The sequence below is a fragment of the uncultured Gilvimarinus sp. genome (assembly GCF_963975215.1).
Classification (GTDB): Bacteria; Pseudomonadota; Gammaproteobacteria; order Pseudomonadales; family Cellvibrionaceae; genus Gilvimarinus.
Genome location: NZ_CAXBFW010000024.1, coordinates 1 through 16,813 on the forward strand (window position 1 = coordinate 1; position 16,813 = coordinate 16,813).

At 55.9% G+C, this 16,813-nt stretch carries 14 protein-coding genes; 8 read left to right on the plus strand and 6 right to left on the minus strand.

What is annotated here, in order from left to right; translation table 11 throughout:
- Nucleotides 1-132: 132 nt before the first annotated feature.
- The 5 genes from AAC019_RS13935 to AAC019_RS13955 form a co-directional block, all read right to left on the minus strand.
- The gene (locus AAC019_RS13935) at nucleotides 133-480 is read right to left on the minus strand and encodes a hypothetical protein (protein WP_339899649.1); all 348 of its coding nucleotides are present in this window, start codon (nucleotides 478-480) and stop codon (nucleotides 133-135) included.
- Between the two features lie 135 nt (nucleotides 481-615).
- Nucleotides 616-1,032, minus strand: coding sequence for a hypothetical protein (locus AAC019_RS13940; RefSeq protein ID WP_339899651.1), 417 nt, complete (start codon nucleotides 1,030-1,032; stop codon nucleotides 616-618).
- Nucleotides 1,033-1,615: 583 nt separating this feature from the next.
- The gene (locus tag AAC019_RS13945) at nucleotides 1,616-3,199 is read right to left on the minus strand and encodes a hypothetical protein (protein ID WP_339899653.1); all 1,584 of its coding nucleotides are present in this window, start codon (nucleotides 3,197-3,199) and stop codon (nucleotides 1,616-1,618) included.
- Nucleotides 3,200-3,215: 16 nt separating this feature from the next.
- Entirely contained in the window at nucleotides 3,216-5,711 is a 2,496-nt protein-coding gene (locus AAC019_RS13950) for a LamG domain-containing protein (RefSeq protein ID WP_339899655.1), read from the minus strand.
- A 1-nt stretch (nucleotide 5,712) separates the two neighbouring features.
- Nucleotides 5,713-6,930, minus strand: coding sequence for a hypothetical protein (locus tag AAC019_RS13955; RefSeq protein WP_339899657.1), 1,218 nt, complete (start codon nucleotides 6,928-6,930; stop codon nucleotides 5,713-5,715).
- Nucleotides 6,931-7,199: 269 nt separating this feature from the next.
- Here AAC019_RS13955 and AAC019_RS13960 point away from each other — a divergent pair, with 269 nt between their 5' ends.
- Genes AAC019_RS13960 through AAC019_RS13985 form a run of 6 tightly spaced genes read left to right on the plus strand, consistent with a single transcriptional unit; the run spans nucleotide 7,200 to nucleotide 13,166 of the window.
- A complete protein-coding gene (locus tag AAC019_RS13960; protein WP_339899658.1) occupies nucleotides 7,200-9,872 on the plus strand; it encodes a hypothetical protein in 2,673 nt (890 codons plus the stop codon).
- Nucleotides 9,872-10,654 (plus strand): SH3 domain-containing protein, encoded by a 783-nt coding sequence (locus AAC019_RS13965; RefSeq protein ID WP_339899659.1) that lies wholly within the window; start codon nucleotides 9,872-9,874, stop codon nucleotides 10,652-10,654. The genes AAC019_RS13960 and AAC019_RS13965 overlap by 1 nt, the downstream gene beginning before the upstream one ends.
- Nucleotides 10,624-11,274 carry an outer membrane beta-barrel domain-containing protein gene (locus AAC019_RS13970; RefSeq protein WP_339899661.1) on the plus strand — a complete coding sequence of 217 codons (651 nt, stop codon included), beginning with the start codon at nucleotides 10,624-10,626 and terminating at the stop codon, nucleotides 11,272-11,274. The genes AAC019_RS13965 and AAC019_RS13970 overlap by 31 nt, the downstream gene beginning before the upstream one ends.
- A gap of 8 nt (nucleotides 11,275-11,282) precedes the next feature.
- Complete coding sequence (locus tag AAC019_RS13975; protein WP_339899662.1) at nucleotides 11,283-11,813, plus strand: TlpA disulfide reductase family protein; 531 nt, start codon at nucleotides 11,283-11,285, stop codon at nucleotides 11,811-11,813.
- Complete coding sequence (locus AAC019_RS13980) at nucleotides 11,810-12,034, plus strand: DUF4266 domain-containing protein (protein WP_339899664.1); 225 nt, start codon at nucleotides 11,810-11,812, stop codon at nucleotides 12,032-12,034. Before AAC019_RS13975 ends, AAC019_RS13980 begins: the two co-directional genes overlap by 4 nt.
- Nucleotides 12,021-13,166 carry a DUF3570 domain-containing protein gene (locus AAC019_RS13985; RefSeq protein ID WP_339899665.1) on the plus strand — a complete coding sequence of 382 codons (1,146 nt, stop codon included), beginning with the start codon at nucleotides 12,021-12,023 and terminating at the stop codon, nucleotides 13,164-13,166. Before AAC019_RS13980 ends, AAC019_RS13985 begins: the two co-directional genes overlap by 14 nt.
- A 124-nt stretch (nucleotides 13,167-13,290) precedes the next feature.
- Here the strand turns inward: AAC019_RS13985 and AAC019_RS13990 are convergent, their stop codons facing one another.
- Entirely contained in the window at nucleotides 13,291-14,376 is a 1,086-nt protein-coding gene (locus AAC019_RS13990) for an acyltransferase (protein ID WP_339899667.1), read from the minus strand.
- A gap of 490 nt (nucleotides 14,377-14,866) precedes the next feature.
- On the opposite strand from AAC019_RS13990, the gene AAC019_RS13995 reads away from it, so the two are divergent.
- On the plus strand, nucleotides 14,867-16,279 hold the full coding sequence (locus tag AAC019_RS13995; RefSeq protein ID WP_339899668.1) for a sugar porter family MFS transporter: 1,413 nt from the start codon (nucleotides 14,867-14,869) through the stop codon (nucleotides 16,277-16,279).
- Nucleotides 16,280-16,443: 164 nt separating this feature from the next.
- A complete protein-coding gene (locus AAC019_RS14000; protein ID WP_339899669.1) occupies nucleotides 16,444-16,812 on the plus strand; it encodes a DUF6249 domain-containing protein in 369 nt (122 codons plus the stop codon).
- The last annotated feature ends 1 nt before the right edge of the window (nucleotide 16,813 follow it).

Consider the following 16,813-nt stretch of genomic DNA (forward strand, 5'->3'; position numbering starts at 1 on the left):
GCCGCTGCATCAGGGGTATCATCCTGACTATCATCGGCATGGTCAATATACGAGGTCTTACAACTTATATTGAAATGTAAGGCCTAACTCTAATGTTTTTCGCGTTCTGTATGATTCGCAAGTGATCACTTCTTAATGATTCTTCAATTGAGGCTCGTCAGAGAAATAATCCCGCATCCAGTCATACAACACATCAACCCCCACCTCAGACAAACTCTTGCGCTGAAACTCGTCACCAGCTTCTTCATCCAAGCTTGCAAACTGATACAGCAGCGTGCCCGGCTCTCCATCATGCAGTATCAACATAATGCGGCGGCGGGTACGCAAGCAATCAACCGTCATAACATCGGCGGGAATACCGGTATCGCGCAAGCCACGGCGTACCTCAACCACTGGGTTGATGTGTTGATGAGCTTGCTGAATCTTAGTGTGAGCCTCAGTTATTTGGTCGGACAAGGTTTTTAAAGGGTCTTCAGACATCGAACGCTCCAGAATAATAGTGACGATAGATTACCAGAGTCGACGCCCTTTTTTAATCGAAGGGGTCAGAGTCGTTCTATATTTTTTATCAATAGAGTCAGAATGGTTGATTTTCCACTATATTTCATTGATGTTTTAATTTAAGTCAAGAGCCTTTGTACACTCACTTAATTTTTTAGATGTTCGGTCTGATGCAATATTATATTTAATGCGATTTGTTTCATGACTTTCACAGCTCGACGAAAGGCATAACATTATATCTCCAGCCACTTTTTCCTGGTACCTTAAAAAAAAATACAGACCCTCAACATCACAACCTTTACGTGAAATATCTTTAATATCATTATTACTCACACCAAGATCATAGGCATCGAGAGCGCCTTTCAACCTTAAAATATACTTACTCGCGGCTTCTTTATTTATATCCTGAAAACTGGATATTTTCGGATAAATAAAAGACACATCAGACACAAAACCTAACGCATATTCTTCAGAGTAACTTAGGCTAGAAAATAAAAATAAAGCAAAAAATGATGTTATTTTATTAATCATAATGACACTCAAAAATGCATACTAACCTGAAATTAACACTGCCCCACCAAAATTTATAGAACTTCGGATAACAATGGTTTGGATTTGTCTGATTTTTATTTTTCTTGGAATAAAGCCTAAATCTCGCACGGTACACATTTCCCCTGCAACCAGCCGAGCGCAGGCCTATTTTAGGGGGTAAGCAAATAGGACATTTGCGCAAGCATTGTCAGGCCAGGGACGGCCTGTCAATGCGGCCCGCTAAAATCGGCTGGAGCGAGGGGACCCGAATCGCTACAGGGATGTAGCTGAATAGAGCAACGCAGGAGCAGTTGCCGAGGGCTGAGGTGCCGGGGTGTCCTCTTTTGAGTACTTTTCTGGACAAGCAGAAAAGTGCTTCGCCCGCGCGGCGACAGAGCGCACCCAGGTAGAAGATTGTATCGATGTAAGTCGTATAGCAACTTAAAAAGTCGAAGTCACTGGATCCCGGGATCTGAGCCCGAGATGACGGTATACAAAAGCCCAGGATACGATGTAGAGGATTACATCACGCGACTTTTAAAAACCTCGTTCCCCGTTATCCGTAAACCGTTCCCCGATCCCCCTAAACCAAATTCCCAATCGTTCCATCACAAATCGGATTCATCGCCGTCATCCGATCCAACGCCGTGGCATTCCCCAGCCCGTGTTGCGGAAACAACGTAGAAAACAAATTTTGCTCGCCGTGCAGTGCCATATAATTCAGCACTAAGGTCTCGACCAATAAGTTTACGTTATTGGCCGCCGGGCTGGAGGCGGTTTCGACATCGCCGCTGGGGCGCATAAAGCCCAGCTGTTGGTGCGCGGCTTGGGCGGCAGCCGAGCCACCTAAAATAGTGGGCCGGCCGCCTGGGTTGTACACCAAAAAGTAGGACGCGGCGGTTTGTTGGTTGTCGCCGGTCCAGACGCCTTTACCGCGGCCTTCGGCGGATTCATCGAGCATGCCGTTGGAGAACACTGAGCCGTCGGAGAATACGTAGATCATAACCGGTACGCCCATGCGGGCGGCGTATTCTAAACAGGCGCCGATGCAGCGACCGGCGCGCAAATCGCGAATCTCACCGGTGGATCGATCGCCGGTGTGGTAATCGTAGCCGCCCATGGTAATGGTGCCGGCGCCGGCGTAGCCGCTCATCACCAGCTTCATCACCGAGGCGGTTTTGCGAAACTCGCTGTCGTTATCAAACTCGTCAAAGCTAAAAATGCCGCCGGGGCCGACGATATCGGCATCGGCAATGGGGTCGATGGCGGCGGGGTTGCCAAAGCGGTCGGCTAAATCGGCGCTTTTTACGTAGCCGCAGCGCATTAACTCTTTAAGCGCGGCATCGCGGTTGCTGCCGGTATCCACCGCGCCCAGTTTGGCGTTGCTTAAGCGCACCATGGATTCCATCACCGCCACGGTATCGGATTGGCTGAGCAAACTCACCAAATCGCCCACCTCCACTAAGCCTGTCACGTCGCTGGGGCGGTCGACTTTGGTGGGGCGCGCCTCGGGGTTGATAAGCATTGAGGGCGCCATAGAGTTGCCGCCCGAGTCGCTGGCGCGCGAGCCGATTAATGACAACAGCGAGCCGTTGGCGCCGGCGCGGTTAATGCCGTACATGGGGTTGTGGGGGTTGTTGCCGGTGTCGTTTTCGGAGCGGGCGGGAATCACCGCGCCGTTAATGGCGGCGGCGGTAGCCGGGGCTACGCGCTCTAAAATGCCGCGCAGCATGCCGCTGTCGGTGTGAAAGGCGAGGCCTAAATCGCGATTAACAAAATCGCCGGTGCTGCTGTCGGGCGTCATATCGCCGGGCAGGCCCTGCTTGGTGTAGCCGCTGGCCGATAGCGTATCGAGCTGCCCGCCGGCGCCACCCACTAACACGTTAGAGCCGGCAATATTGGCGCCGCCGGCGAGATCAAAACAAATAAACGGGATTTTACCCGCGCCCTGGCTGGCAATGCCGCAGGCTTGGCGCATGGCGTTAATATCGGGTGACAGCGCGGCATTGGCGTTGCCGGCCAACAGCGTTAGCAGCGAGGCGCCGGTTAAGGTAGCGCCGCCGGTGCGAAAGCCCTGGGCGATTAAGTCGCGCCGGCTAATGGGCCGGTGGTGGCTGTTAAGTTTAAGCGGTGCATCCGGATGCAGAGGCGCGCGGTATTTACTCATAAGGCTGTCTGCTCCGTTAGTGAACTAGCATAATGGCGCTGCCCAAGGCGGCGGCGCAGGTGGCTTTGACGGTGGTGGCGGTGCGCTCGGCGTTACAGCCGCCCGAGCACACAGTCATGGTATCGATCAGGTTGTTTAGTTCGGCCCGAGTATTGGCCGGGTTGGCCTGATTGGCCAGCGAGCTGCCGTTAACCTCGGCGGCGACCAGCGCGTTTAACAGTGGGTCGATAATCTGATTGCGGCCGTTGGCGCTAAACACGGCGCCGGGCACTTGCGAGAAATCAAAGCCCGGGAAAAACGCTGCGCGCCTGGCGGTATCGTTGACCAGTGCGTTGCAGTAGGCCACCGACAATTGCGTAATGCCCATTTGCTGCGCCGCCACAAACGTATCCAGCGCGCTGGTGGTGGGCAGTTGTTGCTCGACTTTTTGGTAGGTGGCTTGCACCGCCGCATTGCTGTGGCTGATGCCGGTCATGGCGGCCAGCGAGGCGTTGATGCTGGCAAAGCTTTTAATGCCGAGGCTGGGCTGATCGGCAATATCCGCCGGCGGCTGTGGCGCCGGTGGCTCGGCCTCGACCCGGGCAAAGCGGTGCTCGCCCAGTTGGTCGAAGGTTAAAAAGAAGGTGTCCAGGTCACTGCCCTGCTCTAACGCCAGCACGGCGCCCTGGCGCGACAGAGGCTGTTGCCCGTTCGCGTAGTCGGCGGCGTTGATTTCGGTATCGAGCGCGGCAAACACCTGGCCGACAATCGCCTCGCGGCCGTTAACGCCTATGCGAATACCTTTAACCGGCACGGTGGGGATGGGGTCGTCGCTCAGGCGGGTAAAAAACGGCTCGCTAAACAGGTAGCTGTAATCGTCAAACTGCTGCGCCTGAAACACAATATAGGCATCGGCCACATCGATTAGCTCGCTAATACTAAACAGCAGGTAGTAAGTCTCGCCTACCCCGGCCTCAAAGTTGTCGCGGATGGACTGGGCCGATAACGCGCGGTTGTGCACCGCCAAAAAGCGCAGCGCGCCGTTCCAGGTACGGTTGGATGACACCTCGTTACCTACCACCAGGGCGTAGCTGGAGTCCCACTCGTTGAGGTTGCCGGTGGCGCTTGGGTCGGCGTCGCCGGTAAATTCACCGTCGACGTAAATGCGCCGGCCATTGACTGGGTCAAAGGTGACCACCACGTGCTGCAAGCTGGCTTGAGCGCGCTCGTCGGCATCGGCCGTAACGATGGCCGGCATGCCGTTGCTGTTGGTGCTAGAGCTGCGGTGGTAGTGGGTGTAGTTGTATAGGTTTTGGTCCAGCGCAAAGTTGCGCACCTCGGTGCTGCCCGAGTAGCTGACGATGCGGGCGTCCTCCTGGCTGACGTTGGACGGAATCACCCACGCCTCGATGGCGTACTCGCCGGTGCTGCTGATTTGATCAAATAGCTTGCGGCTGGTTTGGGTCGAGGCTTGGGCTTTGCCGTCGTTAAAGCGCAGGCCCCAGCTGGACATCCAATCGACGTCGCCATACAGGGTTAAGTCGGCGGCGGGGTTAACGCCGCTGGTGTCGTAGGCGATGGCGCCGCTGCCGGTTTTAAACTCGTAGCGGGCAATAATGTAGTTGTCGGCGCGGCCGTTGGCGCTGGCTACGCTGCCGTCGGCCAGTTGCAGCGCTTTACTGGTAACAAGCTCGGGGTCTACTTCGGTGACCGGCACCATATTGGCAAACGCGGCGATGGCATCGGCCATGGTTTGCGCGTCGTTGGTGCAGGAGTTGCTCCAGCAATTGTGCGACTCTTGCGCTAAGCGCTCTACCAAGCGCGAGTTGGCCGGGGCGTCTAGCCGCATGCGGCTGCGGGCCGCCTCGTAAGAGACTTGCACATCGCTGCTGCCGATAAACGGCTGTTGCATTAAGGGGGCGCTCTCGGCGTGGCAGCTGCTGCAAAATTGATTTAGCAGCGGGTACACGGTAGCGGCGTAGTCGCTGTTGTCTGCCGGAAAGTTTTTGCTGCCGCCCACTTCTTTAATCTCGGGCGCGGTGAGCACGATCTCGTTGCTGATGCTGCCGGCCGCCGCTGCCCACTCGGTAATGTAGCCGGTGACAATATCGGTGCAGGCGGTGTCGCTATCGAGCCAGCAATTGTGGCCGCCGGCCACTTTGCTCACCATGCGCGACAGTACCGGGGTGTGTAAATCCACCAGGGGTACGGCCGCTTGGTAGGCCTGGTTGATATCGTCGGTGCGCACAAACATTGGGCTGTTGCCGCCCACTACGTGGCAACTGCCGCAGCGGTCGTCAAGCGCTAAGTTGTCCCATACATACAATTTAAAGTTTTGGATATCGTCGGTCAGCGGCGCCGGGCCGTTGTAAACAACGCCGGGGCGGCTGGTGTCTTCGCCGTCGTCGGGTTTGACGTTGGGCGTGGTGGCCTGCCCGCTGCCCGAGCCACAACCGGCCAGTAGCGCAGTGCTTAACAGGCCCGCAAGCCAGAGCGGTAAAGTGGTTTTTGCTGTGTGTATCGCGGCCGCCATGTTATTCACCCTTGCAGTAGTTGGCGGTGTCGATAAACACCTGTTTTAAGTTGTAGCCACTGGCGGCAAAGGCTGCGGTGGCATCGCTCACCAGGGCGCGGTCGGCGGCGTTGCCGGGTTTGCGCAGGCACACCTGGGTAAACACCTTTTCTACCTGACAGCTGGCAAAGGCGCCCGAGTTGGCAAGCTCGCGGCCTAAGCTTTTAGCGCCGGTGCCGCTGCCTTCGAGGGTTGGGTCCCACGCGAGAATGGCGTTGGGCCCCTCGCGCCAGTAGTTTTGCCACTGGTTGTTGGGGGTAACGTAGCCCGGGGCAAAGGTGCTGGCGTTGATGTGGTATTTGGCCTCGGTGCGGTTGCCGCTGGCCGGGTCGATGTCGCCGTCGGTGTTGTAGTGGATCGCGCCATTCTCGGCGTCCGGGTCGGTGGCGGCGTTGTACTCGTAATCGTAATAGGCAAACGCCTGGGCCATTGGGTCCATACCCGCGTGGCAGCCTACGCAGTTGTTTAAAAATACCCGGCTGTCGCCGCCGGGGCTGCGGCTTACGTCCTGACGAATGCGATCGGGCGTGCGGGTGACGTCGTGCACTTGCTCTAAATCGCGGCACAAATGATTGAGCAGGGTAAAACGGAACATGGCGCGGTTAGTACCGGCGACAAAAAACGCTTTGGCTGCGGCGCGGCTGGTAATAACCCCCGCGGTGGCGTGGGCCGGCACCTCGCTTATTTGCGATTGCGTGCGGCGCACCAACGAGCTGCCCAGCGGCGCGCTGCTTTGCTGCAGCGCTTGGTAATGCTCATTGTTACTGCTGCTGTAGGGCGGTAGGCCAAGGCTGTCGGCGCCGGTGTAGAGCACATCGGCCACTAACACATCGCGAAAGTCTGCCTCGTCGCGAATCAGCCCCATCACCGTGGCGGTGTAGTCATTCAGTGGCGCAAAGGCGGTCATCTCGCGGTTGGTCCAGGGGGTTATCCAGGTTTGCAAGGTGGCGCGGTAAAAGCCGTCGTTGTCCATGGCGATGCGCACCGCCTGAGCGGTGTTGCCGGCCTCAATCAAATCGCTCATTTGCGTCAGCACTTGGGTACTGGGCGGCACCCCTGCTATGCGCGAGTGAATGGTTAGCGCTTGCTCGCGAGGGCCGGCGGTGGCCGTGGCAGCAAGTAAGCTTAACCCAAGGGCTAAGGCGCCAGGGCGTAAGCTGGGGGGCGAACAGAGCGACATGCAGGGCTCCAATGATTTGAGGCTGTGGTGGTTGCCGGGTTTGTGTTTTAATCTAGTAATTATATGCGGATTCGTAGGTCGGCCTGTGTTATTCGATTGGGCGCCTGTGTCTACCCAATCACATAATGAGCAAGATCATAGCAAATGTTTGCTCAGATAGGGGCGAGCAGCCTTTAAGCCGGCACTTACAGCGTGACTGGCGACAACGATTTATTGTTGCGGCTTTTGGATAATGCCGCTTTTGTATTTGTATACAGCTAGGACGGTTAATGATAAAGCACGCTGTAACGCTCCCGCCGCTTTCGTCGATGAACGCTTGGCGTCGCATTTTACCCGGTGCCCTTTTGGCGACGCTGTTGACTGGCTGTGGCGGTGGCGGCAGTGACACGGGCTTAAGTGGCTCCGGGCAGCCGCCCGACCCAGTGGTTAAAGATATCCCCATTGCCTACATCGAGCGCCCCCTGCCGCGGGATGACGCCGGCCAGTTGCTGCCGTTAACCCCTGTGGCGCGCGATGGCTTTAGCCCCGGTGCGCGCCTGATGGTTAAAATCCGCGCCACCAATGATGCCGACGCTATAAACGTTACCGATCAGGCCTTTGCCGACGGCGCTGAATACGATGTTAAAGATCTAACCTCACACCCCAACGGCAGCCGGTTGCTGTTTGCCATGCGCGCGCCCGAAATTGAAGGCGCCGACGACGACGAGCAACCCACCTGGAATATCTGGGAGTACCACCTGCCCAGCCGGGTGCTGCGCCGGGTGATTAGCTCGGATATCGTCGCTGAAGAGGCCGATGATATCTCGCCGCGCTATTTGCCCGGTGGTCGCATCGTTTTTTCATCCAACCGCCAAACACGCAGCCGCGCCTTGCTGCTCGACTCCAACAAACCACAGTACGCCGCCGAGAGCGAAGCGGGCGATGGCCCGGCGTTTGTGCTGCACTCGATGACCGCCGCCGGCGAGGATATTCGTCAGATCTCGTTTAACCAAGGGCACGATTGGGACCCACTGGTGCGCGCCGATGGCCGCGTGCTTTACACCCGCGCCGACAGTTACCGCAATAACCGGGTGAGCTATTACACCATAAACCCCAACGGCACCGAGGTGCGGCCCCACTACGGCTACCACACCCGGGTTGGTCAGGATACGCCATGGTTATTTAACCCAGAGCTGATGCCCGATGGCCGGTTGGTGGGTATTTACAAACCGGCCGATGCATTGTTTGGCGGCGACCTGGTAAGCATCGATACCGACGAGTACGTCGAAGACGATCAGACCGTGCTTGGCACCGAGGGCGAGGCCATCGAGCCGCTAACCGTACTGCCGGTCACCATCGATGGCAGCCTGTCGCGCCACGGTTACTTTTCGGCCCTGACGCCCCTGCGCGATGGCACCAACCGCCTGCTGGTTAGCTGGAGCCAGTGCCGCCTGGAGGTTGTCGAAGAGGGCAGCGACGAATCGCGCTACGTACCCTGCACCGATGAGCAGACCGAGGCCGGCCATGAGGCGGCGCCACCGGTGTTTGGTTTGTTTATTTATAACCTGGATGACAGTACCCAGCAGCCGGTGCTGGTGCCCGCTGAGGATGTGGTTTACACCGATTTGGTAACGCTGGAGCCGCGTCAGCCGGCCGCCGCCGGGGGCGGCGCGACTATCCCCGCGCTGGCTGCCGAGGGCCTGGGGATTTTGGATATTCGCAGCGTGTACGATTTGGACGGCGCCGATACCAGCGAAGCGGGTATCGAGACATTGCGCGATCCGGGGCAAACGTTGGCGGCCGATCGCCCCGCGCGCTTTTTGCGCTTGGTGGGCGCGGTATCCCAACCGCCGCGCGAGATTAAACAAGTGCCCGGCAGCGCCTTTGGTGTTAGCAGCGCCCAGGGCATGAAAGAGATTATCGGCTACGTGCCGGTAGAGCCCGATGGCTCGGTGCGCGCCGCGGTGCCCGCCGATGTGGCCTTTACTATCTCGGTGTTGGACGCCAACGGCATGCGCATTAGCCCGCGCCACCAAAATTGGCTGCAGCTGCGCCCCGGTGAGGTTTACCAGTGCAACGGCTGCCACCAGCGCGACTCGCAAGTGCCCCACGGCCGTTTGGACGTTGGCCCCGCCCCGCTCAATACCGGCGCCCCTACCAGCGGCTTGCCGTTTGATAACACCGAGCCGGCGTATGTGGCCGAGATGGGCGAAACCATGGCCGAAGTGTACGCCCGCATTGCGGGTACGCCCCGGCCGCAGGTGGATTTAGTTTACCGCGATGTCTGGACGGACCCCGCCGTGCGCGACAAAGACCCAAGCTTTGCGGTGCGTTACAGCGAGTTGGCCGAGGGGCCCGACCCGGCGCGGGTGCCGGCTACGGCCGCGTGTCAGCAACAGTGGAGCATGCCCTGCCGGGTAACCATTAATTACCCCGATCATATTCAGCCGCTGTGGGATCTACCGCGCATCGAGCGCGCCGCCGATAACAGCGTATTGGCCGATAACACCTGCAGCAGCTGTCACAGCCCGGCGGACGCCGACGGCCTTGTGCAGATTCCCGCCGGCCAGTTAGACTTAAGCGCGACCGAGGCGGACAACGGGCAAATGCTGTCGTACTCGCAGCTGTTGCGCACCCGCTTTGAGTTAGAGCTGGTGGACGGGGTGCTGCAGGAGCTGTTAATCCCCACCGGTGAGTTTGAGGCCGATGAAGACGGCGAGCTGATACTGGACGCCGAAGGCAACCCGATTCCGATTTTTGAGCGCGTTGCGATTGATCGTATTATGTCGCCCGGTGGCGCTTTTGCCAGCAGCCGGTTTTTTAGCCGATTTACTGAGTTTGACCCCATGGAAGATACGTTTGATCATCGCGGCCTGATTAACGACGCCGAGCGCAAAATGCTGGCCGAGTGGCTGGATATCGGGGCTCAATATTATAACAACCCATTTGATGTGCCCGAGTAATGGTTAAACGCGTAACCTTTAAGCCCGCCGCGGCACACGCCTGGACGCTACTGTGGCTGCTGTTGGCCGGTTGGTCACTGCCCGCCAGCGCCGGCTGGTTTGACGACGAGCCGGCTCTGGTCGTCACCGTTAATAACGCCTATATCGATGTTTACACCGGCCCCGGGCGTGGTTACCCGGTGTTTCATGCGCTGGAAAACGGCGAGCCTATTACCCTGCTAAAAAGCCGCGCCGGCTGGATTAAAATTGCCACCGAGCGGGGCCTGGAGGGCTGGGTTAAGCGCGACCAAATGCAATACACCCTGGGCCCCGATGGCCTGGCGCCGGATTTTGTCGACGAGTATCGCTCCGATGCCGTGGTGGGCCGCTTTGAGGTGGGCGCCGCGCTGGGCGATTTTGGCGGGGCCGACTCGGTGGGTTTGAGCCTGGGGTATCGCTTTACCCGCAACTTCACCCTCGAGGCCGATTATTCACAGCAGGCTGGCCGTTACTCGGACAGTGAGGTAATGGCGCTGGGGCTGTTGCATCAGCCCTTTCCGGAGTGGCGGGTATCGCCGTTTTTACGCATTGGCGGCGGCACCATTAAAGTAAGCCCCAGCGCCACTTTGGTTGATACCGAAGACCGTGAAGATCCGGTACTACAGGCAAGCCTTGGCACCTATGTGTATTTGTCGCGCCGGTTTTTTCTGCGCGTTGAGTACCGCAACCATCACCTGCTGACCACACGCGAAAACAACGAAGAGGTTTCGGAATGGCGAGTTGGCTTCAACGCCTTTTTCTAAAGGCACTGGTTTTAACGGCGCTGTTTGGGCCGGCGGTAGCGCTGGCGCAAGAGGACGACCCGCTAGAGCCCATCGTCGGCGCTGATATCGAGCGGCGTCACATCGATGAAGATATGCTCGACACGGAAAACTTTGAGGTGGGCGGCTATGTTGGCGTGCTGGGCATCGAAGACTTTGGCAGCAATGCGGTGCTGGGCTTAAGCCTTGCCTACCACATTAACGAAGACTTTTTTGTCGAGGCTATTTACGGCAGCAGCGAAGCGCAAAAAACCAGCTACGAGTTATTAAGCGGCGCGGTCGAGCTACTTACAGACGACGAGCGCGACTACAGCTATTACAGCTTAGCCGTTGGTTACAAGCTGTTTCCGGGGCAGGTGTTTATGAGCCGCAACCTGGCCTTTAACACGCATTTTTACCTAACCGCCGGCGCGGGCAATACCGAGTTTGCGGCCAATCGCTACGCCACTTACTCGTTGGGGGCGGGCTATAAAATTTATTTAACCGATATGTTTGCCGTTGATATCGGTATGCGCGATCACCTGTTTAGCCACGAGCTGTTTGGTGAGAGCCGGCAAACCAATAACTTTGAAGGCCGCCTTGGCCTGTCGGTATTTTTCTAGGAGTAATCATGTCAGTGGTGTTAAACGTTTTATCTAAACCCTTTAAATCGCTCGCGCTTAGCGCTGTGCTGTTGGGGCAATTTTTCCTGGTGGCCCAGGCGGCCAATAGTGAGATGGTAGGTGCCGCGGCGCCCGACTTTACCTTAAAAAGTAATCAGGGCGACAACGTGCGCCTGGCCGAGCAGCGCGGCCAGGTGGTGATGCTAAATTTTTGGGCCAGCTGGTGTGCCCCGTGCCGCAAAGAGATGCCGCTACTGGATGAATTGCATCAGCGCTACGAGAGCGCCGGTTTTGTATTGTACGGGGTAAATGTCGAGCCCGATGCAACCGCCGGCGATAAACTGATTAAAGATCTGGGGGTTGGCTTCCCCATTTTGTACGATCCCGAAAGCAGCGCCAGCAAAGCGTACGATATTGATGCGATGCCCACCACCGTGGTTATCGATCGCGATGGCCTAGTGCGTTACGTTAACCGCGGCTATCGCAGCGGCGACGAAGAAAAATACCGCGCGCAAGTGAAAGAGTTGATTCGCGAATGATCAGTGCCACCGCCGCTCGTTTGGGCCTCGTGTTGCTGGCCTTTAGCCTGTGTGCCTGTACGCCCTGGGTAAAACCCTACGAGCGTCAGCACCTGGCCGACGAGGTGATGAGTTTTGACCGCGACCCGATTGCCAGCGGTTATTTAAACCATGTGTACGAAGCGCGCGAGGCCTCGCGCGGTGCCGAAGGTAGCGGCGGAGGCGGCTGTGGCTGTAACTAAAAACGTAATGCGTGTCGTCGCGCTCTGGGCGCTGCTGCTACCGCTGGTGGCGGTCGCCGAGGTATTACCACCGGATCGGCTGGACGTGATGTACCACAGTTACGACGGTGGCGGCGCCACCATCGACGGCCCCTCGATGTTGGTGCGCAAAAATATCGCCGATACCGTCTCGGTCTCGGCGGGTTACTATGTGGATATGGTCTCCAGTGCGTCTATTGATGTGTTGGCGACCGCCAGTGAATACAGCGAAGAGCGCACCGAGTACTCTGTGGGCGTCGATTACCTGCACGACAGTACGCTCATGAATTTAAATTACTCCGAGAGTACCGAGAGCGATTACCGCTCAGAAACAGTAAGCACCGGCATTAGCCAAACATTTTTTGGCGACTTAACCACCATCAGCATGGGGCTGAGCTTTAGCAGCAACTATGTGGGCGTTAACGGCAACGAGACTTTCTCGGCCACCGCTAAAAATTATCGCTATCAATTTAATATATCGCAGATCCTAACGAAATCACTGATTGCAGTCTTTAGCTTTGAGTCTGTGATAGACGAAGGCTTTTTAAACAACCCCTACCGCCAGGTGCGCTATAAAGATTCCAGCGCACCCCGGGGTTACAGCTACCAGAGCGAAGTTTATCCGCTAACGCGCAATTCCGACGCCTTTAGCTTGCGCGGTATTTACTACCTGCCCTGGCGCGCCTCAATACGCGGCGATGCGCGTTACCACGACGACAGCTGGGGCATTGCCGCCCGCGATTTTGAAGTGCGTTACCTACACAGCATCGGCTCTGATTTACTGCTAGAGGCAAAGTACCGCAGCTACAGCCAAACTCAGGCCGACTTTTACTCGGATTTATTCCCCTACCGCAACGCGCAAAACTTTATGGCCCGCGATAAAGAGCTAAGTGAATTCAGCTCCGGCAGTTTTGGTTTGGGCGTTACCTACACCATGCCCCAGCGCTGGTTATCGGTGTTTGAGAAAAGCACGGCAAATCTCTACTGGGATCACTTTCAGTTTGATTACGACAACTTCCGCAATGTGTTAGATACCGAGGCCGCCGTAGGTGAAGAAGAGCTCTACGCCTTTGATGCCAACGTCATCCGGCTGTACTTCTCGTTTTGGTTTTAACGCCTGCGGGTATCGCCTGAGAGCCGTCCGGCTCTCGGCGTAGCTATTACCACCTGGTTTTTATTTCGCAAAATAGAATACAGTCGTCTCCGTTCTCCGGGCCCAATTCCACAACTGCAAAAACCTAATGGCTTCGTTTTTTGCTTAAGTAACGGCGTATGGGCAAGTCGACAAACTTGGCAACCACATAAGACAGAGCGATAAGTGAAATCACAGAGGCGGGTATTACCCAACGTAACTCGGCGGTGCCGGGTTGCTCGGTTACTACATAATTGGCAAACACCCATAAAAATGGGTAATGCGTCATATACAGCGGGTAAGAGATGTCACCAGAGAGCTTGTTAATTTTATGATGGCTGCTGGATAAGCTTGCACCGGCGCCCAGTGACACCAGCAGTGGAAAGTAAAACACCACCAAAAGCGGCTCAATTAACCAGTTCCACTGCTCGTTATAAGGCGTTAAAAAAGCCAACATTAATAAACCGCTCATGCCGAGCAGGCCTAGTTTATTTTTAATAATCCAGTTTGAGCGGTAAACCAGCATACCCATTAAAAATGAGAAAGAAATACGAGCCATACCGTCAAAGAAGGTGCCGCCACTCCAGCCGCCGAGTAAGTTACCCGAGCTCCAGCCTACATAAAAAAGCCCGGCAGCCGCCAGCACAACCAACGGGGCTAATATCTTTCTAGTGAGCTTAAATAAAATTGTGGCGTACAAAAAGTTGGCAACGTATTCCCAAAATAACGACCAGCTGGGGGCGTTTAAATTAAACAGATTAAAATAACGCTCCGGCATCACCGGGTAAGGTATTAACAAAGCCGAGGTTATAAAGAGCGTGGCTGTCTCTTTAAAGCCGTACACAGCGTACAAGTTGCTGTAAGGGTCAAACAAAAAGGTCAGTAAACCTAAAATAGAGCCTATAACCACCAGCGGTTGTAAACGTATTAGCCGTACTTTGATAAAGCTGAGCAAGCCCATGCCGGCTATCCGGGTATCGTAGGCGTAGGCGATAACAAAACCTGATAAACAAAAGAAGAAGTCGACCGCCAAAAAACCATGGGCAACCCAAATACGGCTAAAGTCGGGAACGACAATCTCCATAAAGTGAAAAATCACCACCACTACCGCGGCTAAACCCCGTAAGCCGTCCAGTATTTCAAAGTGCGGTTTATTGTTTAAAGTCATCGAAACTGCAGGACTATTGCTCATTTGTATTATCTTTTGTTGTGGGTGTTTAAAAGCGTTGTTGCGGCCTATACCAAGAGCTAACCGATGCTTTGGCTGATCAGCTTAATGGATGGGCAAATACAATGAGAATAACCAAGAGCAGGATAACGTCACAAGCCTGGGTGTATTAGCGAGTGTTAGGGTTTGTAAGGAGGCCTGGAGGTGCTTAAAACTCAGTGGCCATAGTAATATTAATAGTGGGTGTGAGTATGTGCCTGAATAAGCCCAAACAAGTAGCCGAAACAACCCAATCTCTCCCACCCCACTACTCAAACCCCAACAACTTAGGGTATTATTGACTATAAGCGCGTAGTAACTGGCTCAAACGGGTGTTTTACGTGTTTCGGCGCTTGTGGCGCGAATCTATAGTGTTTATGATCTGTGCGTGTCCGCCGGCATGTTCGGCCCGAGCCACAAAAAGCGCGATGCCCATATGGCGCTTATTACATAATTAATAAACTAGGTATCCTCCATGAACAATTCAGTCAGCTCTGATCAGGGCAGTACAGGATTTATTATTTTTATCAGCGTGATCGCCACGATTGGCGGTTTCCTGTTCGGTTATGACAGTGGTGTTATCAACGGTACGGTTAAGGGCTTACAAATCGCCTTTGACTCGGAGTCGGCCGGTACCGGCTTTAGCGTCTCCTCGATGCTGCTTGGTTGTGCCGCCGGTGCGTTGTTTGCGGGCCGTCTGGCCGATCGCTACGGCCGTAAGGCGCTGCTGATTGTGTCATCCGTGCTGTTTATTATCTCGGCCTGGGGCTCGGGTGTGGCCGGCTCGACCGGCGAGTTTGTTGTGTACCGCATTTTGGGCGGCCTGGCCGTGGGTGCCGCCTCGGTGATGGCACCGGCTTATATCAGTGAGGTGGCGCTGGCGCGCTATCGCGGTATGCTCACCTCGGTACAGCAAATTGCCATTATCTCGGGCTTGACGGCTTCTTTCTTTAGCAACTACTTTTTGGCCGAGTCGGCCGGCGGCTCGACCGCTGAGTTCTGGATGGGCTACGAGACCTGGCGCTGGATGTTCTGGGTTGAGCTGATTCCGGCCGGTATCTTCTTTATCGCGCTGTTGGCGATCCCGGAGAGCCCCCGCTTTTTGGTGGCCTCAGGCAAAACCGAGAAAGCTCGCCAGGTACTGGTGCGCTTGTATGGTTCGGTCGATGGTACCACTAAGCTGACCGAAATTGCCGACTCTATGGCCGCCGATCATCACCGTCCGCGCTTCTCGGATCTGATTGATAAAGCCGCTGGCAAAGTGCGCCCCGTGGTGTGGATTGGTCTTGGTTTGGCGATTTTGCAGCAGTTTGTGGGCATTAACGTGGTGTTTTACTACGGTGCCGTACTGTGGGAGGCCGCGGGCTTTACTGAGAGCCAAGCACTGTTGGTAAACGTATTGTCCGGTAGCATCAGTATTGCCGCCTGCTTTATTACCTTCTTTTTGGTGGACAAAATTGGCCGTAAGCCACTGTTGTGGTTTGGCTCGGCCGGTATGGCCATCAGTCTGGGTGTGGTTGCCTACGCCTTTGCCGGTGCGCCGGTAGATGCGGCGGGCAACTTGCAGTTGTCGGACGACTCTGGCCTGTTGGCCCTTTTTGGTGCCAACATCTATGTGTTTTTGTTTAACCTGTCCTGGGGCCCGGTGGTGTGGATTATGTTGGGCGAGATGTTCCCCAACCAGATTCGTGGCTCTGGCCTGGCGGTGGCCGGTTTGGCGCAGTGGTTGGCAAACTTCCTGATTACCTGGAGCTTCCCGATTTTGCTGGCCGGTATTGGCCTGTCGGCGGCTTACGGTATTTATACCTTCTTTGCTGCGCTGTCGGTGTTCTTTGTGATCTTTATGGTGCGCGAGACCAAAGGCAAAGAGCTGGAAGAGATGGAGTAAACTCTCCCCGCTCTGCAAAAAAAACCACCTTCGGGTGGTTTTTTTGGTTCTGGGGGTTCATTTTGTGTGGCTGCATCTATTTTCGGCGGGCTGGCGTCTATTGTGTAGTTATTGATATTCGCTAGCCTGATTGGGGCTGCGTTCGAGAGACAAAGGAGTCAGCCGTGAACGATCTGGTGCCATTACTTGCGATTTTTATGGTGTTTTCTACCCCCGTGCTGTGCCTCGGGATCTTGATGTTCAGCCTGCACAAGCGCAAGCAGCTGCAGCTGGAAATTATCAACCGCCTGATCGAAAGCGGCCAGCCGGTGCCCGAGGCGCTGTTTACCGGCGCGGCCAGTACAGCCGGGGGCGACCCTTTGTACCGGCGCAGCTTGTATCTGTTGTGGGTGGGCGGAGCGGCGTTTGTCGCACTGTTTTTTGCGAGCGGCCTGGATGTGGCGGCGCTGGCGTTGATCCCCATTGCTATGGGCGCGGTTAACTACAAGCTCTGGCAAGATGCGCGGGCCGAGCAGCAGCGGTTGGGCGACTAAA